22 protein-coding genes are annotated in these 21,857 nt (G+C 34.9%); 16 read left to right on the top strand and 6 right to left on the bottom strand.

Annotated features, from left to right (window positions below):
- Positions 1-5 precede the first annotated feature (5 nt).
- The 5 genes from DKL58_RS05050 to DKL58_RS05030 all read left to right on the top strand — a co-directional run bounded on the left by DKL58_RS05050 (position 6) and on the right by DKL58_RS05030 (position 4,876).
- Entirely contained in the window at positions 6-1,094 is a 1,089-nt protein-coding gene (locus DKL58_RS05050) for a PTS fructose transporter subunit IIC (RefSeq protein ID WP_045928132.1), read from the top strand.
- On the top strand, positions 1,095-2,084 hold the full coding sequence (locus tag DKL58_RS05045; RefSeq protein ID WP_109586327.1) for an aldose 1-epimerase family protein: 990 nt from the start codon (positions 1,095-1,097) through the stop codon (positions 2,082-2,084).
- Positions 2,062-2,787 (top strand): D-lyxose/D-mannose family sugar isomerase, encoded by a 726-nt coding sequence (locus DKL58_RS05040; RefSeq protein WP_109586326.1) that lies wholly within the window; start codon positions 2,062-2,064, stop codon positions 2,785-2,787. Before DKL58_RS05045 ends, DKL58_RS05040 begins: the two co-directional genes overlap by 23 nt.
- Complete coding sequence (gene xylB / locus DKL58_RS05035; protein WP_109586325.1) at positions 2,787-4,277, top strand: xylulokinase; 1,491 nt, start codon at positions 2,787-2,789, stop codon at positions 4,275-4,277. Before DKL58_RS05040 ends, xylB begins: the two co-directional genes overlap by 1 nt.
- A 98-nt stretch (positions 4,278-4,375) precedes the next feature.
- Positions 4,376-4,876 carry an NUDIX hydrolase gene (locus DKL58_RS05030; RefSeq protein ID WP_109586324.1) on the top strand — a complete coding sequence of 167 codons (501 nt, stop codon included), beginning with the start codon at positions 4,376-4,378 and terminating at the stop codon, positions 4,874-4,876.
- 50 nt (positions 4,877-4,926) lie between these two features.
- On the opposite strand, the gene tpx is transcribed toward DKL58_RS05030, so the two are convergent.
- Both tpx and DKL58_RS05020 read right to left on the bottom strand, forming a co-directional pair.
- Positions 4,927-5,421, bottom strand: a complete 495-nt coding sequence (tpx, locus tag DKL58_RS05025) for a thiol peroxidase (protein WP_109586323.1) — start codon at positions 5,419-5,421, stop codon at positions 4,927-4,929.
- Positions 5,422-5,510: 89 nt separating this feature from the next.
- Complete coding sequence (locus DKL58_RS05020) at positions 5,511-6,695, bottom strand: pyridoxal phosphate-dependent aminotransferase (RefSeq protein ID WP_109586322.1); 1,185 nt, start codon at positions 6,693-6,695, stop codon at positions 5,511-5,513.
- A gap of 159 nt (positions 6,696-6,854) precedes the next feature.
- Between DKL58_RS05020 and msrB the strand changes: the two genes are divergently transcribed.
- Positions 6,855-7,286 (top strand): peptide-methionine (R)-S-oxide reductase MsrB, encoded by a 432-nt coding sequence (msrB, locus tag DKL58_RS05015; RefSeq protein ID WP_109586321.1) that lies wholly within the window; start codon positions 6,855-6,857, stop codon positions 7,284-7,286.
- Between the two features lie 58 nt (positions 7,287-7,344).
- Here msrB and DKL58_RS05010 read toward each other — a convergent pair whose 3' ends face one another.
- The 4 genes from DKL58_RS05010 to DKL58_RS04995 form a co-directional block, all read right to left on the bottom strand.
- Entirely contained in the window at positions 7,345-8,223 is an 879-nt protein-coding gene (locus DKL58_RS05010; protein ID WP_109586320.1) for a YitT family protein, read from the bottom strand.
- A 139-nt stretch (positions 8,224-8,362) separates the two neighbouring features.
- Complete coding sequence (gene msrA / locus DKL58_RS05005; RefSeq protein WP_109586319.1) at positions 8,363-8,899, bottom strand: peptide-methionine (S)-S-oxide reductase MsrA; 537 nt, start codon at positions 8,897-8,899, stop codon at positions 8,363-8,365.
- Positions 8,900-9,032: 133 nt separating this feature from the next.
- Positions 9,033-10,628 carry an ATP-binding cassette domain-containing protein gene (locus tag DKL58_RS05000; protein WP_109586318.1) on the bottom strand — a complete coding sequence of 532 codons (1,596 nt, stop codon included), beginning with the start codon at positions 10,626-10,628 and terminating at the stop codon, positions 9,033-9,035.
- Between the two features lie 95 nt (positions 10,629-10,723).
- Positions 10,724-11,551 (bottom strand): pyruvate, water dikinase regulatory protein, encoded by an 828-nt coding sequence (locus DKL58_RS04995; protein ID WP_034979765.1) that lies wholly within the window; start codon positions 11,549-11,551, stop codon positions 10,724-10,726.
- 175 nt (positions 11,552-11,726) lie between these two features.
- Here DKL58_RS04995 and rpsU point away from each other — a divergent pair, with 175 nt between their 5' ends.
- From rpsU to rpoD, 10 genes are all read left to right on the top strand, one after another.
- Positions 11,727-11,903, top strand: coding sequence for a 30S ribosomal protein S21 (gene rpsU / locus DKL58_RS04990; protein ID WP_009560161.1), 177 nt, complete (start codon positions 11,727-11,729; stop codon positions 11,901-11,903).
- Between the two features lie 138 nt (positions 11,904-12,041).
- Positions 12,042-12,485 (top strand): GatB/YqeY domain-containing protein, encoded by a 444-nt coding sequence (locus tag DKL58_RS04985; protein ID WP_109586317.1) that lies wholly within the window; start codon positions 12,042-12,044, stop codon positions 12,483-12,485.
- Positions 12,486-12,509: 24 nt separating this feature from the next.
- Entirely contained in the window at positions 12,510-13,460 is a 951-nt protein-coding gene (locus tag DKL58_RS04980; RefSeq protein WP_109586316.1) for a PhoH family protein, read from the top strand.
- Positions 13,461-13,465: 5 nt separating this feature from the next.
- Positions 13,466-13,987, top strand: coding sequence for an rRNA maturation RNase YbeY (gene ybeY / locus DKL58_RS04975; protein ID WP_109586315.1), 522 nt, complete (start codon positions 13,466-13,468; stop codon positions 13,985-13,987).
- Complete coding sequence (era, locus tag DKL58_RS04970) at positions 13,987-14,895, top strand: GTPase Era (protein ID WP_109586314.1); 909 nt, start codon at positions 13,987-13,989, stop codon at positions 14,893-14,895. The genes ybeY and era overlap by 1 nt, the downstream gene beginning before the upstream one ends.
- A 1-nt stretch (position 14,896) precedes the next feature.
- A complete protein-coding gene (recO, locus tag DKL58_RS04965) occupies positions 14,897-15,652 on the top strand; it encodes a DNA repair protein RecO (protein ID WP_109586313.1) in 756 nt (251 codons plus the stop codon).
- A gap of 243 nt (positions 15,653-15,895) precedes the next feature.
- On the top strand, positions 15,896-16,813 hold the full coding sequence (glyQ, locus tag DKL58_RS04960; RefSeq protein ID WP_034979786.1) for a glycine--tRNA ligase subunit alpha: 918 nt from the start codon (positions 15,896-15,898) through the stop codon (positions 16,811-16,813).
- Complete coding sequence (gene glyS, locus DKL58_RS04955) at positions 16,806-18,872, top strand: glycine--tRNA ligase subunit beta (RefSeq protein ID WP_109587005.1); 2,067 nt, start codon at positions 16,806-16,808, stop codon at positions 18,870-18,872. Before glyQ ends, glyS begins: the two co-directional genes overlap by 8 nt.
- 14 nt (positions 18,873-18,886) lie before the next feature.
- Complete coding sequence (dnaG, locus tag DKL58_RS04950) at positions 18,887-20,692, top strand: DNA primase (RefSeq protein WP_109586312.1); 1,806 nt, start codon at positions 18,887-18,889, stop codon at positions 20,690-20,692.
- Between the two features lie 13 nt (positions 20,693-20,705).
- Entirely contained in the window at positions 20,706-21,827 is a 1,122-nt protein-coding gene (gene rpoD / locus DKL58_RS04945; protein ID WP_034979792.1) for an RNA polymerase sigma factor RpoD, read from the top strand.
- Positions 21,828-21,857: the final 30 nt, after the last annotated feature.

Here is a 21,857-nt window from a genome sequence, read left to right as displayed (position 1 = left end):
TAAAAATGGCTGAAAATAAAATTATAGTCAAAATTAAAGAACCGGCTTTGACGGCAATCTCATATTTGATTCCCGTTGTTGTTGCGGGAGGATTGTTATTAGCAGTTGGAAATATCTTTGGCGGTAAAAACATTACCAACTTTACTGGTACTATTGGAATATGGGATGCTTTTAGTACAGCTGGGAGCTTAATTTTAGGACTTCTTCCTGTTGTTGTTTCAACCGGGGTTTCTTTTGCAATTGCTGACAAGCCAGGAATAGCTCCAGGATTTTTAGTTGGTCTTATTTCAAATATGATTAAAGCTGGGTTCCTGGGAGGTTTAATCGGAGGCTATGTTGCCGGTTGGTTTACAATTTTAATTGTAAAAACAATAAAAGTACCTAATTGGGCACAAGGTCTAATGCCGACTTTGATAATACCATTTTTATCATCAATTTTGTCGGCTGCCGTCATGTTTTACATATTAGGCGCGCCAATTGCCGAAGGGCAAAAAATGCTTACCAGATATCTAACTCAATTACCATCGAGTCAAAAATTTCTTTATGGTGCTATTATTGGCATTTTGGCATCAGTCGATTATGGTGGAGCCATTAACAAGACAGTCTTTGCTTTTGTATTAGCAATGCAGGCAGAAGGAGTCAATGAGCCAATCACTGTTCTAATTTTGGCTTCTATGGTAACGCCATTTGGTTTTACTTTTGCATATTTCCTTGAAAAACTATTTCATAAGAAGATTTACACACAAACGGAAGTAGACACACTAAAAACGGCTTTTCCCATGGGTATATGTGAAATCACCGAAGGAAGTTTACCTATTGTTTTAAACGATTTGTGGAGATCAATAGTTTCAACTGCTTGTGGTGGAGCAATAGGTGGCGGACTTTCAATGTTATGGGGTGCAGATTCAAAAATTCCTGCTTCTGGTTTATTTGCAGTTCCTACTATGTCAAAACCTGTCCAATTTTTAATTGCTCTTCTCATAGGTAGTTTAGTCACCGGTATCGTTTTCTTCATTTTAAAAAGACCTGTTAGCGCAGAGAACGAAAAGAAAGAAGAAAAAGATGTTGATTTAGGAGATATAAGTATAGGATAAATGAGAAACGAGAATTCAGAAATATATGTTGGCAATAAGGCTCAACTAAACTCTGTCAAATATATTCAATTTCTCGAGGGAAAAGCTACTGGATTAAAGGCTTTTGAAATAGCCACTGCCAGTGGCTTTTCACTTACAGTGGCATTAGACAGAGGCATGGATATAGTAGAATTAAAGTTGAATGGAAAAAACATATCGTTTTTATCGGCAACAGGTCTTGTAAACAGTACTTACTTTAATGAGGATGAAGATAAAGGCTTTATGCGCAATTTCAATGTTGGATTTTTAACAACAGGTGGATTGGCATATATGGGAAGCTCTGATAATAGGCGCGGTTTACACGGTACAGTTAGCAATACGCCTGCATATAATTTTAGTTATGAAATTTTAAAAAACAAAATTCAGGTTGAAGGTAACATTGCTGATTCAGTTATGTTTGGTCCAAACTTAATATTACACCGCAAAATCACTGTAAGTACTAATGAGACAAGTATACGTATAGATGACACTTTAGTAAATGCCGGAGATGACACTGTACCGTATATGCTTTTGTATCATAATAATTTTGGTTATCCGTTTTTAACACCCGACACTGAAATATTTTTCCAGCCAGAAAAAAGTTTCAACCGTAAATATCAGAGAATAAAAGGTAGTTATCCGTTTAAATTAAAGAAACCTAATATAGCTGAGCCTGAACAAGTATATTTTCATACTTTAAAAAAATCTGAATATAGTTTGATTAGTCCAAGAACAAACCTTTCGTTAAAAGTTAAATTTAGTAGTAAAACACTCCCGATTTTGAATGAATGGCGTTTGGAAAGAAACAAAAACTATGTTTTAGGATTAGAGCCCGGTACAAACGATGTAAATGGTTTTATCCAAGCTAATAAAAATAATAAATTAAAATATATCAAACCAGATGAAAGAATTGCATTTAACCTACAATTTGATTTTAGTGAGGTAAAAAATGAAAAGATCGCAAATAAATAAAATCCTTCAAAAAAATATTGATTTTGCAAAAAAGCACCAAGTTTATTTTCCTCAGTTCGCTAGTTGGAATATTAATGATTGGACTGGACTCAATGAACGTTATCGCGAAATTGTTGATAATATGTTGGGCTGGGATGTAACCGATTTTGGCAGTAAAAATTTTGCAAAATATGGCCTAGTGGCTTTTACGTTTAGGAATGGCAATTATGAGCATACTGAAATTTATCCAAAACCTTATTGTGAAAAAATATTATTCTTAGAAGAAGGACAAGAGTTGCCGTACCATTTTCATAAGCTAAAAGAAGAGGATACTGTTAATCGTGGTGGAGGAAATTTATTAATTAGAGTCTGGAATTCGACAAAAACTGGTGAAATTGATCATAAAAGTGAAGTTAAAATAGTTAAAGATGGAGAAAAACTAGTGGTTCCTGCTGGAACAACCATCAAGTTAGAACCAGGTGAAAGTTTAACTGCAACACCTGGAATTTACCATAAGTGGGATGTTGAGTCAGGAACTGGCAAAGTTATGGCTTGGGAGGTCTCAAAAACCAATAATGATAATTTAGATAATCATTTTTATAAACCAATTCCCCGGATTCCAGAAATAGAAGAGGACGAGCTTCCTTATCGGCTGCTATTCGGTGACTATCCAATTTGGTCAAAAAAACTAAATTTTCAGTTTAAACCATACGAGAATAAATGATGGAAAAATATGTATTAGGAATTGATTTAGGCACAAGTGCCGTAAAAGTCAGTTGTCTAGATCAATTAGGAAGAATAATAGATCAAGAAATAGAAGATTATCCAGTCTATAATCCGGCAGAAGGTTTTAGCGAGCAAAATCCAAATGACTGGGTTCATGCAACTTTAGCTGCGATAAAAAAAATTATGAGCAAGCTAAAAGACTTGGTTAAAATAGATGGGATATCATTTTCTGGTCAAATGCACAGCTTGGTAATTTTGGATAAAAATAAACAAATAATTCGACCATCAATATTATGGAACGACGGCAGAACAGCAAATGAGGCTGATTACATAAACAAAAATTTTGGAAAAGAAATAGTAGAAATTACCGGTAACAAAGCTACTGCAGGTTTTACCTTACCAAAATTGTTATGGTTACAGGAAAATGAACCTGATAATTTTGCAAAAATTAGATACTTTATGATGCCTAAAGACTATGTTAGATATAAAATGACCGGAAAAATAAATATGGATTATTCAGATGCTACCGGAACAATAATTTTAGACATTGCACAAAACCGCTGGAGTAATAAAATTTTGAATTTTTTTAATATTCCTAAGTATTGTTGTCCCACTCTTGTAAATTCCACAGACTTTGTTGGATTTCCCTTGCAAGAAGTTTGTGAGCAAACTGGTCTGAATAAAGATGCAAAGATTTTTGCTGGGGGAGGAGATAACGCCGTTGCAGCAATTGGATCCGGTATTTTAAATTCTCAAAATTTACTTTGTAGTATTGGTACATCAGGAGTTGTTTTAGCTGATGAGCAAAATCCTCACACACCATATGAGGGGACGTTGCAAATGGAACATCACGCGGTTGCTCATCATTTTTACTCTATGGGAGTAACATTAGCAGCAGGAGAATCTTTAAGCTGGTTTAAAGACACTTTCTTTCCCGAAAAATCTTTTAATGACTTGCTTTTAATGGCTCAGAATTCAAATTTAGGTGCAAATAAACTTTTTTTTACACCTTATATTAATGGTGAAAGGACTCCATACTCGGATTCTTATATCCGCGGAAGCTTCACAGGAATTAGTAAAATATTGACGAAAAATGATTTTTGCCGAGCAGTGATAGAAGGAATTACATACAGTTTGCGAGATTTAATATCGATTTACGAGCAAAATAATAAGACTATTGAAAAAATCGTTTGTATTGGTGGAGGTGCAAAAAGTAAATTTTGGCTGAAACTGCAAGCTGACGTATTCGGTAAAAAAATTATTTCATTAAAAAATGAACAAGGACCTGGAATTGGAGCCGCTATGATTGCAGCTATGGGATGCCAATGGTTTAAAAATTGGGAAAGCTGTATTAATTTATTTGTGAGATATAATGATATCATCGTACCCGATCAACATAATTTTGTACTTTATAATAAATATTATAATCTTTATCAAAAAATATATTCATCCACGGCACCTCTAGCCAGAGCAGCAGCAGAACTTTAAAATGCCTATTACTGAATAATTTAAAATTGCTTTGCTTTTAATATTAAATAGTGAGAAAATTATAATCCATTCTAATTTTGATATTAGGAGGAAATCATATGACTGACAAGTTTCATCGAGCTTTTGGTTGTTATGGCATTATTGGTGATCAGCAAAATCTAGTTGTAATCAAAAAAGAGGGTGGACCTTATATAAATCGCTATGACTTACCAGGAGGTAGTTTAGAAGACGGGGAATCATTAAGGCATGCAGTTAAGCGTGAAGTAAATGAAGAAACAGGCTTAATAGTTCAAGATTACAGGCAAATTGGTGTTACTTCGTTTAAATACCCTTGGGATTATGAACAATGGCATTTTAATCAACATATTTGCGTTTTTTATGAAATAAAGAAAACTATTGGTAAAGTTCAAGGAGAAGTTAAACAATTTGCCGGTCAAGACTCTTTAGGAGCAATCAACATACCATTAGCAAAGATAAGTATTGCAAATTCTTCGCCTTTAGTAGTTAAAGCCAAGCAATTTTTATTAAACCCGGATAATTTTGATTTAGCAGATCAAACTTTTGATAAGTGGATTGTACTTGATAAACCTGTTTTTTAAAGTAAAAAAAGCGGTTAAGGAAATCTTTTCCTTAACCGCTTTTAACTAGATTATTTTAAACTTTGTAAAAAATCTAAAGCCTTATCGTAATTAGGCTCGTTAGTTAATTCCTGAATGAGTTCTTGGTACAAAACTTTTTTATCTGCATCAACGATCCAAACACTTCTGGAATCCAATTTATTAGCTTCAATAAATAGACCCATACTTTTACCAAAATCAAAAGAATCATCTGACAAAAGCTTCATTTTAGAAACGCCTTCAGCTGCACACCAGTTTTTCTGCTCTTCTGGAGTATTGGTAGAAATAGTATAAAAATTGATACCGTTAAACTTATCAACTTCACCGTTAAACTTTTTAGTAGAAATACTGCAGACGCTGGTATTAATATTAGGTACAACACTAATTAAAGTTGGCTTGTCAACTAATTCTGTTACTGAAACAACAGAACCGTCTGCCTGTTTTACTTTAAAGTCTGGTAATTGTTCGCCCACTTTTGGTGGTTCACCATTGGTTGACAGAGGTTCATTCTTCATTGTTACTTGCATAATCTTAACCCTTTCTCTTGTTATAAATATAAACGACTACTCTTTAAATTTTAAACTACTAAAGTTGAAAACCCCAAGAAATTAGCTTTTTAGTTATTATTAGTGTAATCAGTTATGCGCTTAATAGCCTCTTTGAGCTTCTCTTCAGAAGATGCATATGAAAAGCGAACATACCCATGACCACCTGCACCAAAAAAGCTGCCAGGAGTTACCCCAACTTTGGCTTTTTCAGCCAAATCTTTAGCAAATGCGACATCATCGCAGCCGAATTTGCTTGGTATTTTAGCAAAAATATAAAAAGCTCCTTCTGGTGTAGCCATAGTATAGCCATTCTTCTTTAGACCATCTTCAAGAAGATGTAAACGCTTTTGGTACTTTTCTCTAGCATCAATATAGTCTTGCTCACCATGATCTAATGCCTCTGACGCCGCAATCTGAACATTATCAGTTACAGAAGAAATCATGAATGAATGTATTTTGATCATTGACTTCATTAACTCAGCAGGCCCCGCGATATAACCGATTCTCCAACCAGTCATTGCAACGCTTTTTGACAGCCCCGATAACAAAACAGTTCTTTCCGGAATAATCTGTGTCAGAGAATAATGCTTTTTTTTACCGTAAATTAATTCCGCATAAATTTCATCACTTACTGCAAATATATCATATTTAGTGATAACGTCTGCTAACTCTTGTAAGTTTTGCTTTGAGTATACTCGACCTGTTGGGTTAGAGGGGTCAGTAATGATAACAGCTTTTGCTCCTTTGCCTTCATTTTCAAGCGTCTCAGTCAGCTTTTTGGCTGTTAAAAGGAAATTATCAGCAGAAGTATCAACTTGTACAGGTATACCACCGGCCATTTTTATAATACCAAAATAAACTTCCCAAACCGGGGTAGGGACAATGATTTTTTCTCCCGGATTTAACAAAGCCATGGCGGCAATATTCAGTCCCTCTGAAACACCTACGATAGCACAAATTTCACTTTTAGGATCATAGCTTACACCCAAACTCTTTTTTAAATACTTGCTGACGGAACTTAAGTATTTTTCCTTTCCAGCTTCTGGAGCATAATGGGAGTCATCACTATTAATATCATTAATTGCCGCTCGTTTTATATGTTCAGGAGTATTTAAATCAGGTTCACCAATAGTTAATTTTATTATCCCAGGAATTTGAGAAATTTTTTGACTAAAAGATCTGATTTCAGAATTAGGCAAGTTCCTAATTCTAGAATTTATTTTTGCAGATAAGTTTTTTGCTAAATGTGGCATAACACAATAAGATCCTTCCTATTTTTCTTGAAACCATATTATAACCCAGCATGAACTTAAATAAAATTAAGAAAAAGTATTATTTTAGTGAGTTTATAGTTAGTGTATGCTATTTATTTTTGTTATATTGGGTATATACACGTAAGGAGTGTGTGATTTATGGATCAAAATGAGAAAAATAAGAGATTGAAGCAGATAACTCCCGATCAGTACCAAGTGACTCAGCAAGCTGCAACTGATTACCCATTCAAAGGCAAATACGATGATTTTTATCAAAAAGGAATTTATGTTGATATTGTATCAGGAGAGCCATTATTTTCGAGTGAAGACAAATATGATGCGGGATGCGGCTGGCCTAGTTTTACACGTCCGATTAAAAAATTAGTTTACCACCGTGATCAGTCCCATAATATGGAAAGAACTGAGGTCAAGAGTCCAGATGCAGATTCGCATTTAGGGCATGTATTTGATGATGGCCCGTCTGATAAAGGCGGACTTAGATATTGCATCAATTCTTCAGCTTTGGAGTTCATCCCTTATGAGAAATTAGAACAAAAAGGTTACGGAGAATATAAAAAGCTCTTTAAATAATAAAAATTATGTAAAAAAGAACATGGCTATTATTAGTCATGTTCTTTTTGAGTAACTACTAAACTATTTCTTGTTCCTTGAAGCTGCCGTAAACCCGCTCGACTTCGGTAACGCTCATGAAGGCATAGGGATCGCTTTTTTTAACAATATGTAAAACATCATACATATCATAGCGGTCAATAACAGTGATCAATACTTTTTTCTCATTATGACTGTATGCACCTTCAACATCATGGAAAATCGTAATGCCACGATGCATTTTTTCCTGAATGCCATCAATAATAGCATGAGGCTGTTCTGTAACGATGGTAACCTGCAGCTTCTGGTGCTGCGTATAGACGGCATCGATTACGCGTCCGTTAATAAAAATAGTTAAAGCTGAATATAATGCACGCGTCCAACCAAAAGCAAATCCAGCAGCAGCTATAATTATTAAATTAATTAAGATACTGATTTTACCGTAACTGGTTCCTGTTTTTCGCTGAATGACTATACCTATGATATCAAGTCCACCTGTTGATATACCGTTCTTAAGCGCAAAACCTGTACCCAGGCCATTGATCATACCACCAAAAATCGCACAGACAAGTGGATCAATGTGCATGTTAATCGGTTGTACTACTCGCATCATAATTGATCCAAGGATGACTGTAATGATTGTAAAAAACGTAAATTTATGTCCAATCTTTATCCAGGCAAGCAAAAGCAGAGGCAAGTTCAATACAAAATACAAAGCAGAAGTTGATAGAGTAACGGGTAAATACCGTTCGCTCATGGTATTAATTAATTGGGCAAAACCAGTTATTCCTGAGGAGTACATGTGTCCTGGTGTCCAAAAGAAATTTAGAGCCACAGCCACGGCTAGCGAATAGAAAAATGAGGCAGAAATTTTAGAGAGTAGATTATACCGCCGATTGAATGCGTCAAGCTGGTCCATTATTCAATTATCCCTTTTTGAAAAAATGCTAAATAAAAATAATAAATACTAGTTTCTATATAAAAATAAAAACTAGTATTTTTCTTAAGTATACTAACACATTTTCGTGAAATTTAAAGTGTTTTTAATCTATTTTTGATTAGTTTTGCCAATGTTTTTTGATGAATTCTTCTCTGCCACCAGATTCTTCAAGACTATAACGCAGTGGATTTTTTTTGTAAAAATCCTGATGATAATCTTCAGCAGGATAAAATGGCTTGGCTGGTTCAATTTTTGTAACTATTGGCGCATCAAACCTGCCACTATTTTGGAGAGCTCTTTTTGACATCTCCGCAGCTTCTTTTTGAGCAGAAGAATTATAAAAGATAACTGGACGATAGTTATCACCGCGATCCTGAAATTGTCCGGATGCGTCTGTTGGATCAGTTACTTGCCAATAATAGTCAAGCAACTTTTCATAAGGCATAACTTCAGGATTGTAAGTGATCTCTACTGCTTCAGTATGTCCCGTCATTCCTGTGCAGACCTGTTCATAGGTTGGATTAGGAACACTACCACCAGTGTAACCCGAAATTACTTTTTTAATTCCGGGTAAAGAGTCAAACGGTTTAACCATGCACCAAAAGCAACCACCGGCGAAAATAGCTGTATCTAATTTTTCTTTATTTTCATGCATAAATTCTCCACGCTTTCTATTGCTAGATCAGATTACTATTTTACTCCATTTTATTTTGCCCGGTAGTTTACTGCAATTGATGAGCTTAAAATTATTAAACTTAGTAAATAATTAACTTAAATCTGTTTCTGTATCATAAAGCATACTGATCAAGTTCTATTACTTTATCATATTTTTTAGCAAATGCAGGCTGAACATTGTGTTCAATATCAATCACTGTGCCAGGAAAATTGAGAATCAAGCCAAAAACTTGGCTGTAGCTTTCTTTATCTAAACCTGATAATGCTTCATCAACCAGTAATAACTTTTTATTGCGCAGTAACAGCCTGGCCAATTCTAACTTTCTCTTTTCTCCTCCAGATAAGGCGTTGGCACCTTCACCAAGCCTCATATTCAGTGCACTCTCACTAGCAAATTTGTTTAATCCGACTTCATTTAAAACTTGTAAAATTGTAGCAGTCGGATAATCTTGACCAAGACACAAGTTAAAAAGCAGGGTACCGGTAAAAATGGTTGTCTCTTGAGCTAAGACACCGATGTTATCATAAATCGGTTTAGCATATAACTCCTTGCTGTATTTAATTGAACCGCCCAACAATTTGAGTTCGTTCAACATTGTTTTTACAATAGTTGTTTTACCAATTCCTGATCTGCCAGAAATTAAAATTTTTTCACTATTGCTTGCACTAAAAGAAAGATTAGTGATAATGGCTTTATCATAACCAAATGAACCATCATCAATTTCTAGCACAGTATCATCTGTAAATTTTTGAGACACGATATTGTTAATTGGTTTTTCTTTGTTAGAAATAATATTTTTGCATGAAGCAATTAATGGGCGACTTGAAAGTAACTGATTAGTGAATTGAATAGAACTAATTATGGGACTTGTAACCCTGTCTGCTGCTAAATATAAGGACATTAACGCACCAGCGGTCAATTGACCAATGCTGACAAAGTAAACGCCCAAACCCAAAGAAAGAATGGTAGATAATGAATAGAGCAAGTTAGAAACAAAACGTGAATGTTCCTTGTCCGCATCCATTTGATAATATTTATTTTCCGAGTCATTTAAGAGATTGTTCAGCTTATCCTTAAAGATTAACAAGCTTTCAAATCTTTTGATGGTATAAAAGCCGTTAAAATATTCAGTGGTGTGCAGTGAATAACGCTGGTATGACTTGTTCCACCGATCAGTTGATTTGCTCAGCCATTTTTTAAAAACAAAGGGAACTACTGCTGGTATAAATCCTAATATTAAATAGGTCAGACCTAATATAGGATTAATCTTAATTACAAAGAATAAAGTGATTACTGCTTGCTCGATGCAGTAGATCAACATTATTACCGAATCAATGATCTGGTTCTCAAATTGTTTGATCGTGACATTGATAAAATTTAAAATTTTACTTGACTGTAGTTGCGGATGGTTATTGTAGCTGGCTACTGCCTGACTGCGCAACCATTTGTTAATAATTTTCCTGATATTCAGGCTCAATAAGCGCCAAATCCAAAAGGAAGCGTTAACTAAAACAAAGCACAGTAAAAACACCACTAATAAGATAAAAGAAGTGGAAAATTCTTTTTTACTGATGTTGTCCATTAATTTACCAATTAAAATTGGACTAATAATGCCATCTAAGGCAGTGATCCCGCCAAAAATAGCGATTAAGATCAGTCTTAGAACAACCACTTTTCTGATTGATTTATTAGCTTGTTTGTTTTTCATTATTTTGCCTCAATTGGCTTCAATAGTTTAATTTTTTAATATTAAATTAATTATATGGAAGTTAAATAATGAAAACAAGGCAAACAAAGAAAAAATTAGTTTTGAACTCCTAAGTGGTTCATGATAATTGCTGCAGTCTCTTCGATCGAACGGTGAGCAACATTTATTACAAAGCAACCAAGCTGATCATAAAGCTTTTGTGCTGAATCCAATTCTTTTTTTATGGCATCGATATTAGAATAGGAGGTATCGGGATTTAAACCATAGGAAATCATTCTTTCACGTCTGATTTCATTTAACACAGAAAGGTCATTTGTCAAACCAATAATTTTTTTAGGATCAATTTGATATATTTCTTTCGGGATATGGGTATCTGGAACTAATGGCAGATTTGCGACTTTGAGATTTTTATTAGCTAAAAACAATGATAAGGGAGTTTTCGACGTACGCGATACTCCCAAAAGTACGACATCAGCTTCTAAAAAGCCCTTAGGGTCTTTGCCATCATCATACATAACTGCAAACTCCATAGCTGAAATGCGATCAAAGTATTTTTGATTCATTTTATGCTGAGCACCTATTTTTTGTTGCGGTTTCAAACCAGTTAATTTTTGAATCGATTCGATAGCAGGAGATAAAATATCAACACTTTGAATATGGTGTTCTCTAACAAACCGAATAACTGGTATTTGCATTTCATCTTTTACCAGACTGTAAATAAGCAATAAATTTGGATATTGAACTATTTCTTCAAAGGTCTCTTCTAATTTCTCCTTATTAATTATAAACGGATATCTTCTATAATTAATTTGCGCATCAGGAAACTGGGCAGCTGCGGCAACAGCATTATTAAAAGCAGTATCCCCAGCAGAATCTGAAATTATTATTATGTTGACTTCTTTTTTTGTTGTTTCTTCAGCCATTATTTACTCCTTTTTTCTTCAATTATACAATTTAACAAAAATCATTAACAGGTTAAGTTTTTTCTATGAAAAATTTTAAAAATATTGTACGTTTGTATTGACCCACCGGTGATGTTTGATATAATTTAGTTAAATGTATGACGGTAACGTCAAGAAATGGAAGGAGGGATCACATATGGCAAAGACAGTCGTTCACGAAAACGAGTCTATTGATGATGCTCTTCGTCGTTTTAAACGTTCCGTTTCTAGAAGCGGTACACTACAAGAATACCGCAAGCGCGAGTTTTATGAGAAACCTAGCGTTCGTAGGAAGCTTAAATCTGAAGCTGCTCGGAAGCGCAGACATTATTAATTTATAAACGACTTTTATCAAACAGGTAGAAGTCGTTTTTTATTAACAATAATTAAAGTTTAATGTTTTATTTAATTTAAACTAGGGTGTAAATTTGTTATAATTTACCTAGATTTTGTGAAGAAAGAGGGAATTCATTTGAGTTTATCTGAGCAAATAATGTCAGACATGAAAGAAGCGATGAAAGCTCGCGACAAGGTTAGACTGAACACTGTTCGTATGATCAAGTCTGCTTTAATGAATGAAAAAATTAAAGCAGGTCATGATTTGACCGCTGAAGAAGAATTGACGGTCCTTAGCCGAGAAAAAAAGCAGCGTGAAGAATCAATTGATGAATTTACCAAGGCTAATCGTAAAGACTTGGCGGATGAAACCAAACAGGAATTGGCAATTGTTGAAAGCTATCTGCCTAAACAAATGACGGAAGAAGAGCTCAATCAAGCCGTTTCATCGGCAATTGCAGAAGTTAATGCTCAAGGTAAATCGGATTTTGGTAAAGTAATGAAAGTTTTAATGCCTAAAATTAAAGGTAAAGCTGATGGTAAAGCAGCTTCTAATGCGGTGCGCAAACAGTTGAAATAGGCACAAGAAAAGGAGCAGAGTTATTTGGCCCAAACCAATTTTATTCCTAAAAATCCTGAGAACATCCAAAAATTAGTTGGTATTAATGATAAGAATTTAGGTCTTTTATCAACTGGATATAATGCCAGTGTAGTTGATACTGGCAACAGTATAGCTATTCAAGGTGATGATAATGACATCAAAAAAGTTTTAGCTGTTCTGAAAGCTTTAGATAGCGTTGTTAGTGCCAATATTAATATTGGTCCTGCTGACGTTGTCAGCGCAATGAAAATGGCTGATAAGGGAACAACTGAATACTTTCCTGACCTATATAAAAAGATTTTAATTCGGGATGCTAAAGGCAAGCCGATTAGAGTTAAAAATATGGGACAGAAAAAATATGTCGAAGCCATTGAAAAAAATGATGTAGTATTTGGAATCGGTCCTGCTGGTACCGGTAAGACGTTTATCGCCGTGGTTTGTGCTGTTGCAGCTTTTAAAAAGGGTGAAGTTTCAAGGATTATTTTGACCAGACCTGCAGTTGAAGCTGGAGAGTCACTGGGATTTTTACCTGGTGATCTTAAAGAAAAAGTTGATCCATACCTGAGACCCATTTATGATTCGCTTTATGCTATTTTAGGGACAAATACTACTGATCATTTAATGGAACGAGGAGTTATTGAAGTGGCTCCATTAGCATATATGCGTGGACGTACGTTAGATGATGCATTTGTTATTCTTGATGAAGCTCAAAATACTACTGATGCGCAGATGAAAATGTTTTTAACCAGGTTAGGCTTTAATTCGAAAATGATCGTTAATGGTGATATGACGCAGGTTGATCTTCCCGGTAAACAACACAGTGGTTTAATAGATGCTGAACGGATTTTGAAGAAAATTGAACAGATTAAATTTATCTGGTTTTCAGCTAATGATGTTGTTCGTCATCCAGTTGTTGCTAAAATTATTAATGCCTACGAAAAGGAAGAAAAATAGATTTAATGGATTCAATAGATATTACTTTTAATGATGAAGTTGGTTTTCTTGAAAATGAAAAACGTGATTGGCAAAAGTGGGTTACCAATCTTCTTTTGCTTGCTAAAAAGGAAATAAATAAAAAGAACAATTTAGAAATGAGTATTAATTTCATTGATGAAAAACGCAGTAATGAAATTAATAAAAAATATCGCGGTAAAAACAGACCAACTGATGTGATTTCTTTTGCTATTGAAGATGGGGCAGATCAAATTGACTTTAGTGTGTTTGATGATCCTGAATTCATTGAAGATATTGGTGATTTATTTATGTGTCCAAGCGTTATTATGCGACACAGTAAGGAATATGGTACAGGTTGGGATCGTGAATTCGGTTATACTTTAGTTCACGGCTTTTTGCATCTTAACGGATATGATCATATTGCACCAGACGAGGCAAAAACCATGTTTAAAATACAAGGAAAAGTATTGGAAGATTATGGTTTGCCCTTGTATCCAGATCAGTTGGATGAAGGCAGAGGTAAATAATGGTTGAAAACAAGAAAATAAAATCTGGATTTGTTGCTTTGTTAGGAAGACCTAACGTTGGTAAATCTACTTTAATGAATTTTCTAGTAGGGCAAAAAGTAGCAATTACTTCCAGTAAGCCACAAACTACGCGTAATAAAATTTCTGGAATTTATACAACTGATGAAATGCAGGCAATTTTTATTGATACACCTGGAATATTTAAGCCACACCTTGATTTAGATAATTACATGGATAAAGCCAGCTTATCTAGCTTGAACGATGTTGACCTCATTTTGTTTATGGTAGAACCAGAAAAAATGGGCAAAGGTGATGCTTATATTGCGGAACTATTGCAAAAGACAACAGTTCCCATTGTGCTCCTTATTAATAAAGTAGATCAAGTTAATCCAAATGAGCTTTTACCAATAATTGATCAATATCATAAGCTAAATATTTTTAAAGAGTTTTTGCCGGTATCTGCAACTCAGGGAGTTGGAATTAGTGATCTAATTCAAGTTTTATATCAATATTTACCTGAAGGACCTAAGTATTATGGCACAGATCAAATAACAGATCGTCCTGAATATTTTATGGTTGCAGAACTGATTCGTGAACAAATTTTAAAGTTTACAGCTGAAGAAGTTCCTCATGCTGCTGCAGTTTGGGTAGAACAAATGAACAAGCATGAGAACAATAAGCTACAAATAGAGGCCACTATTTATGTAGAAAAAAGTGGTCAAAAAGGAATCATCATTGGTAAGGGCGGCAAGATGCTCAAGCAAATTGGTATCAATTCCAGACGACAAATTGAAGATTTATTAGGTGAAAAAGTTAATTTGCATCTTTGGGTAAAAGTGCAGCACAATTGGCGTTCTGATCCTCAGTTTTTAAGACAAATTGGTTATAACCTAAAGGATCTTGCCTGAAATGGCTCGTCAATTGAAAGAAGTACACGGGATAATTTTTAAAAGACAAAAGTATCATGAAGCAGATTTATTGGCTAAAATAATGACCGAAAAAAATGGCATAATTACACTTCTTGCCCGCGGTGCTCTAAAATCAAAATCTAAATTAGGTGCTTCATTACTGAATTTCTCGTATGGAACTTACGTCATTTATTCTTCTGGACACGGTTTGAGTACGTTAAGGACTTACAAGAATGTAAAACAATTTGATGGATTATATGATGATTTAATAAAAAATGCGTATGCTTCTTTTATTATTGACTTAATCGATCACGCATTTATTGAATATCAGGATCTAGGCAGGTATTACGATCTTGCAAAATTTGCTTTGCAAAAAATTAATTTTGGAACCGATCCCGAAATGATAACTCAAATAGTACAAATGCAATTACTAGCGGCTTATGGGGTTGAACCAGAGCTGAGAAGCTGTGTGATCTGTGGTGAAAAGCAGGGAGAGTTTGACTACTCAATCAAAAATGGCGGCATCTTGTGCAGTAAGCATTTTTATGCTGATCCAGGTCGTCTACATTTAAAACCGAGAGAAACAGCTGTTTTAAGAACTATCTTTTTACTTCCATTTAACAAGTTAGGTGATATTAAAATTAAATCTCCTACTAAAAAAGCTACACGCAGAGCAATTGACCGTATTTATCAGGAAACAATTGATCTCAACCTCAAAACTAAAAAGTTTTTGGACGAATTAAAATTAACTGACTAGCCCTTCAGATTATATGCTTTTTATGATAAAATAATAATATGTTTTGGCTATAATGAGGATAAAAAAAGTACCAGTTAAGCGAGTGCTGGGAGTGTGAGAGCATCTGGGAAAAGGCACCTCTAGCTAAGTTAATTAAGAGCAGGAATTTATTTCCTGAATTAGGGTGGAACCGCGACTAAATCTCGTCCCTATGCATGTTTTGCATAGGCTTTTTTTATGGTCTTATGCAGAAAGGAAATAAAAATGGCACAGAAAAAATTAAATATTCAAGATATGATTTTTAAACTAGAGAAGTTTTGGTCTTCGAAAGGATGCATGGTAATGCCTTCTTATGATGTTGAAAAGGGAGCAGGAACTATGAGTCCTTATACCTTTTTACGGGCTGTTGGTCCAGAACCATGGGCGGCTTGCTATGTAGAACCCTCAAGGCGTCCGGCTGATGGCAGGTATGGAGATAACCCTAATCGCTTGTTTCAGCATCATCAATTTCAAGTAGTAATTAAGCCGGCTCCAGAAAAGATCCAGCAATATTATCTGGATAGTTTGAAAGAATTAGGAATAAATCCATTGGAACATGATATTCGCTTTGTTGAAGACAACTGGGAAAATCCTTCAATGGGCTGCGCTGGAGTTGGCTGGGAAGTATGGCTTGACGGTATGGAAGTAAGTCAGTTTACTTACTTTCAAACTGTTGGTGAACTTGATGTTAAGCCAACAATGAGTGAAATTACCTATGGTGTTGAACGACTGGCTTCCTATATTCAAGATGTTAATTCTGTTTTCGATCTTGAATGGGGTGATGGCGTTTTATACAGTGACATTTTTAAAGAAGCTGAATATGAAAACTCTAAATATGCTTTTGATGAATCTAATCAAGAAGATCTATTAAAATTTTTTGATGTATACGAAAGAACAGCTCAAGAATTAATTGGGTTGAATTTAGTACAACCGGCTTATGACTATATTTTGAAATGTTCCCATACATTTAATTTGCTTGATGCTCGAGGAGCTGTGTCGGTTACTGAACGAGCAGGATATTTAGCTAGAATTAGGAAATTGGCTCATGAAGTAGCAGTATGCTTTGTAGAAGAGCGTGAAAAAAGAGGCTTTCCTTTATTGAAAAGTGCAGAAGATAAGAAGGCGGGACTTGAAAATGGCTAAAGATTATTTATTTGAAATTGGCACTGAAGAGATGCCAGCCCATGTCGTTGGGAAGAGCGTTAAGCAATTAGCTGAAAGAACCGAAAAATTTCTGAAAGAAAATAAACTTAAATTTAAGTGTATTAAAACCTTCTCTACGCCTCGGAGATTAACAGTTCTAGTAGAAGAGCTTTCTGAAAAGCAAGCTGATATTGATGAAATTAAAAAAGGACCTGCCAAAAAAATTGCTTTGGATCAGGATGAAAATTGGACTAAAGCTGCTCAAGGATTTGCCCGTGGTCAGGGAATGACTACTGATGATATTTACTTTGAAGAATTAAAAGGTACCGAATATGCTTATGTGCATGTCCGAAAAGAAGGAAAAAAAACAACTGATATTCTTTTAGGAATGAGCGACATCGTTAAAGCTATGACTTTTCCAACCAAGATGCGGTGGGACTCTCATGATTTTGAATTTGTTCGTCCTATTCATTGGCTGGTATCACTTTATGGTAACGAAGTAGTGCCTGTCAAAATCCTCGATATTACGGCGGGAAGAAAGACAGAAGGTCATCGTTTCCTGGGCGATAGTGTGGTTTTGGCTAATAGCAGCGACTACGAAGACGCCTTAAAAGATCAATTTGTAATTGCTGATGCAACAAAACGTCGCAAAATGATAGTTGACCAAATGAATAAGTTAGTAAAAAAGAATAATTGGCAAATTAAGCCTGATAAAAGTTTACTTGAAGAAGTAACAAATCTAGTTGAATATCCTACAGTTTTCACTGGTTCTTTTGACAAAAAGTATTTGGAAATGCCTAAAGAAGTATTAATAACTTCCATGAAAGATAATCAACGTTATTTTGAAGTTTATGATCAAAATGGCAACTTGATTAATCATTTCATAGCTGTACGTAATGGTAATAAAGATTACTTGGAAAATGTTGTTTCAGGAAATGAAAAAGTTCTAGTAGCACGTCTGGATGATGCACAATTCTTTTACGATGAGGACCGTAAATATCCTCTGAGCCATTTTGTTCAAAAACTTGATAACGTTTCGTTTCACGATAAAATTGGATCAATGTCTGAAAAAATGAAGCGTGTCCGTATTATAGGTGATTTTTTAGCTAACAAATGGCAACTTGATGAACAGGTTGTTAAAGACTTTGACCGTGCCAGCGAATTGTACAAGTTTGATTTAGTTACTCAAATGGTGGGAGAATTTGCTGAACTTCAAGGAGTAATAGGCAGACACTACGCAAAATTAGCAGGTGAAAAGGACGATGTTGCTGATGCTATTGAAGAGCATTATATGCCGACCACTTCTGAAGGTGAATTGCCTAAAACAACAGTGGGTTCATTATTATCTGTTGCTGATAAATTAGATACAATTATTACTTTCTTTGCTGTTGGCATGATTCCTAGTTCATCAAATGATCCATATGCTCTACGTCGTTATGCTTATGGCATTGTACGAATATTGTTAAACCAAAAATGGTCATTACCATTTAATGAAATGCTACCGGAAATTGTTTCAGCTCTTGAAAATAAGACACCAGCTAAACTGCCTAAAAAAGCTGAACAGGAAGAGGAAATTTCATCCTTTATTCGGGATCGTATTAAACAGTATTTACAGAAAAATAACTATAAATATGACATCATTGATGCAGTTCTAGCTTCAAGTCAACAAGATCCCATCCAAATTTTGGCTGCAGCAAAAGTTTTGCAATTACATCATGATGATGATAAATTCAAGCCAGTTGTTGAAAGTTTAATCAGAATAAACAATATTTTGCAAAAAGCTAAGTACAAGGGACAGAATGTTGTAAAACGAGAAATGTTTGAAAATAATACTGAAACTGAACTTGCTGATGGTGTAAAGAAATTAAGTAAAGTTGATAATCTCGCAGAACTATATGATAGTTTTGTGAAGCTACAACCTGTCATTGACGTTTACTTTGACACAAATATGATAATGGATAAGAATGAGGCTATTAAAAATAACCGCTTGGCGCAGCTTAACGAAGTAGCTCAACTTGCAAAGCGACTTGGCGATCTAAGCAAATTAGTTATTAAATAAGAGTAGGTGGAAAGATGGCTGGTCTTATACCTGAAGAAACAATTGCTAAAGTTCGTAATAATGTGAATATTGTCAATGTCATAAGTCAGTACGTTTCACTTGAAAAGAAAGGCAAAGACTATGTCGGTCTCTGTCCTTTTCATGAAGAAAAAACTCCTTCATTTACTGTTAGCGAAGGAAAACAGTTTTTCAAGTGCTTTGGTTGCGGAAAAGGTGGCAATGTTTTTTCGTTCCTCATGTATAAGGAAAATTTAACCTTTCCGGAAAGTGTTCAAAAAGTAGCAGATTTTGCTCATATTGACATTGGAGAATATTCCAGTCAAAAGCCTAAATTTTCGAATGTTCTCATCAAAATAAATGAAGAAGCAGCTGACTTTTATCATCGAGTATTGGTTTCTACTAATGCGGGAAAGCCCGGGTATAACTATGCAAAAAAGCGTGGTCTTAACCATGACATTATCAGTCACTTTCGAATTGGTTATGCTCCCAAACAAAACAATTTACTCTTGACTTATCTGAGAGAAAAAGATTTTAAAGATGAGGACTTGGTAAAAAGTGGTTTGTTTGTTCAATCTCAAAATGGAGAATTATTTGATCGCTTTAGGGAACGATTAATGTTTCCTCTTAGCAATGAAGGGGACTATGTGGTAGGGTTTTCTGGAAGAAGACTTTCTAATGATAAAACTGAAGCCAAATATATTAATAGTCCTGAGACCGAAGTATTTACTAAATCAAAGAATCTGTTCCATTTTGCTGAAGCAAAAAAGGCAGTCCGAAGTGAAAATCATTTGATTTTGTATGAAGGATACATGGATGTAATTGCAGCATATAAAGCCGGAATAAAGTCTGGCATTGCTTCAATGGGAACCAGTTTGACAGATCAACAAGTATATATGTTACGCAGGATTACTAAAAATATCATTATCAATTATGACGGCGATGATCCGGGAGTACATGCCGAAGAACGGGCAACAAGAATGTTCAACCAAATTGGAGGCTTTAACTTAGGAATTGTTGTTTTGCCTGAAAAACTTGACCCTGATGAATTTGTAAAAAAATATGGTATTGAAAAATACAAGGACGAAGTAAAAGGTGCTTTGACGCCAACAGATTTTTTCTTGAAAAGGTTAAAACAGAAATATAATCTCGCAAATGACAGGGAAAAATTAGCGTACTTAGATGATGCCATGAAAGAAATAGCTCAGTTGTCTAATCCAGTTGAACAAGATTTATATTTAAACAAAATTGCCAAGGAACAAGGAGTGGAACAAGATTCACTTAAAGTGAATTTGACAAAATACCGCAGGCAACAAAATAAAGCAAAAAGGCATCAAGGTTATCCTGCTCCAGAACAAAGTGAATCCTATAATTATTCAAATCCACTAGTTGATAAAGTTCAAAAGCAGGAAGCTAGCGATCCTATTCAAACTCGCTTATTATATTTATTTATTCATTCAAAACATGCTCGTGAATATCTATTATCCCATCAATTCCTGTTCCCAGACTCAGAATTTCAAAAATTAGCGGAATTATGGTTAAATTTTAGTGAAAATGAAGAAAATCCAACAGTTAATAGTTTCTTAGATTTTATTCCGAGGGAACTTCAAGGTATAATAGTTAATGCTGAAATGACAAACATGCCCCAGGATTTTTCAGACCGCGAAATTGATGAGCAAATAAACGCATTAAATATGCGCAAAATTAATATTGAACTGCAACATTTAATGAATGATTTACAAGATGCAAAACGAAAAACTGACACAGAGGAAATATTAGATATTACTCGTAAAATTTTACAGTTAAAAAGAATTCAGGGTTAAAGGGGGGCTTATTGTGGCAGATAAGGAAAAAGCAGCTAGCAACGAAAAATTATCTTTAGACAAGATGGTAAAAAAGGTTGTTAAAGATGTTAAAAAAGATAAATCTATTACGGAAAAAGAATTTGTTGCTCAATTGATTAAGCCCTATAAACTACAGGGAAAAGCAGTTGACCAATTAGTTCAAGAATTTGAGGATAACGGCATCAGTATTGTTGATGAAAAAGGGAATCCCTCGAGATTAGCCTTGAAAAAGCAAAAAGATGTTGAAAAAGCTGAATTAAAAGATATGTCAGCACCTTCAAGCGTTAGAATGAACGATCCGGTCAGAATGTATCTGAAAGAAATCGGTCGGGTACCCCTACTGAATGCAGATCAGGAAATTTCTTTAGCAAAAAGGATTGAAAAAGGTGATGAAGAAGCTAAGCAGGAGCTGGCAGAAGCCAACTTGCGTTTAGTTGTTTCTATTGCCAAACGTTATGTAGGCCGTGGGATGTCTTTTCTTGATCTCATTCAAGAAGGAAATATGGGGCTGATGAAAGCCGTTGATAAATTTGATTACAGCTTAGGTTTCAAGTTTTCAACCTATGCAACTTGGTGGATCAGGCAGGCAATAACTCGTGCGATTGCCGACCAGGCAAGAACCATTAGAATTCCAGTTCACATGGTAGAAACTATTAATAAGTTAATCAGGATCCAAAGACAATTACTGCAAGACTTAGGACGTGAACCAACTCCAGAAGAAATCGGGGCAGAAATGGACATGCCTACGTCTAAAGTTCGTGATATCTTAAAGATAGCTCAAGAGCCGGTATCCTTGGAAACTCCAATTGGTGAAGAAGATGATTCACATTTAGGAGATTTTATTAAGGATAAGGATGCAACTAGTCCAGAACAACATGCTTCTTATGAAATGCTGAAAGAGCAATTAGAAGAAGTGCTTGACACCTTAACAGACAGAGAAGAAAATGTTCTTCGCTTACGTTTTGGACTCGATGATGGTCGAACTAGAACACTTGAGGAAGTTGGCAAAGTGTTTGGAGTTACCCGTGAGCGGATTCGTCAAATTGAAGCTAAAGCTTTACGGAAATTAAGACATCCAAGTAGGTCAAATCAATTACGTGATTTTCTAGATTAAATAGCTAAACAAAAAGACAAGATTCCAAAA

Origin of the sequence: Lactobacillus kullabergensis, from assembly GCF_003151025.1 — a bacterium.
Lineage (GTDB): Bacteria > Bacillota > Bacilli > Lactobacillales > Lactobacillaceae > Lactobacillus > Lactobacillus kullabergensis.
Note: the sequence above shows the minus strand (reverse complement) of the source record. Positions and strands in the feature narration are given on the sequence as shown.

Bases quoted from the DNA above. Each gene is read 5' to 3' on its own strand.
- DKL58_RS05050 (WP_045928132.1), top strand. From the start codon at position 6: ATGGCTGAAAATAAAATTATAGTCAAAATTAAAGAACCGGCTTTGACG.
- DKL58_RS05010 (WP_109586320.1), bottom strand. From the start codon at position 8,223: ATGGACCAGCTTGACGCATTCAATCGGCGGTATAATCTACTCTCTAAA.
- DKL58_RS05045 (WP_109586327.1), top strand. From the start codon at position 1,095: ATGAGAAACGAGAATTCAGAAATATATGTTGGCAATAAGGCTCAACTA.
- recO (WP_109586313.1), top strand. From the start codon at position 14,897: ATGGCTCGTCAATTGAAAGAAGTACACGGGATAATTTTTAAAAGACAA.
- era (WP_109586314.1), top strand. From the start codon at position 13,987: ATGGTTGAAAACAAGAAAATAAAATCTGGATTTGTTGCTTTGTTAGGA.
- rpsU (WP_009560161.1), top strand. From the start codon at position 11,727: ATGGCAAAGACAGTCGTTCACGAAAACGAGTCTATTGATGATGCTCTT.
- glyS (WP_109587005.1), top strand. From the start codon at position 16,806: ATGGCTAAAGATTATTTATTTGAAATTGGCACTGAAGAGATGCCAGCC.
- DKL58_RS05040 (WP_109586326.1), top strand. From the start codon at position 2,062: ATGAAAAGATCGCAAATAAATAAAATCCTTCAAAAAAATATTGATTTT.
- glyQ (WP_034979786.1), top strand. From the start codon at position 15,896: ATGGCACAGAAAAAATTAAATATTCAAGATATGATTTTTAAACTAGAG.
- msrB (WP_109586321.1), top strand. From the start codon at position 6,855: ATGGATCAAAATGAGAAAAATAAGAGATTGAAGCAGATAACTCCCGAT.
- tpx (WP_109586323.1), bottom strand. From the start codon at position 5,421: ATGCAAGTAACAATGAAGAATGAACCTCTGTCAACCAATGGTGAACCA.
- ybeY (WP_109586315.1), top strand. From the start codon at position 13,466: ATGGATTCAATAGATATTACTTTTAATGATGAAGTTGGTTTTCTTGAA.
- DKL58_RS05020 (WP_109586322.1), bottom strand. From the start codon at position 6,695: ATGCCACATTTAGCAAAAAACTTATCTGCAAAAATAAATTCTAGAATT.
- DKL58_RS05000 (WP_109586318.1), bottom strand. From the start codon at position 10,628: ATGAAAAACAAACAAGCTAATAAATCAATCAGAAAAGTGGTTGTTCTA.
- xylB (WP_109586325.1), top strand. From the start codon at position 2,787: ATGGAAAAATATGTATTAGGAATTGATTTAGGCACAAGTGCCGTAAAA.
- dnaG (WP_109586312.1), top strand. From the start codon at position 18,887: ATGGCTGGTCTTATACCTGAAGAAACAATTGCTAAAGTTCGTAATAAT.
- msrA (WP_109586319.1), bottom strand. From the start codon at position 8,899: ATGCATGAAAATAAAGAAAAATTAGATACAGCTATTTTCGCCGGTGGT.
- DKL58_RS05030 (WP_109586324.1), top strand. From the start codon at position 4,376: ATGACTGACAAGTTTCATCGAGCTTTTGGTTGTTATGGCATTATTGGT.
- DKL58_RS04995 (WP_034979765.1), bottom strand. From the start codon at position 11,551: ATGGCTGAAGAAACAACAAAAAAAGAAGTCAACATAATAATAATTTCA.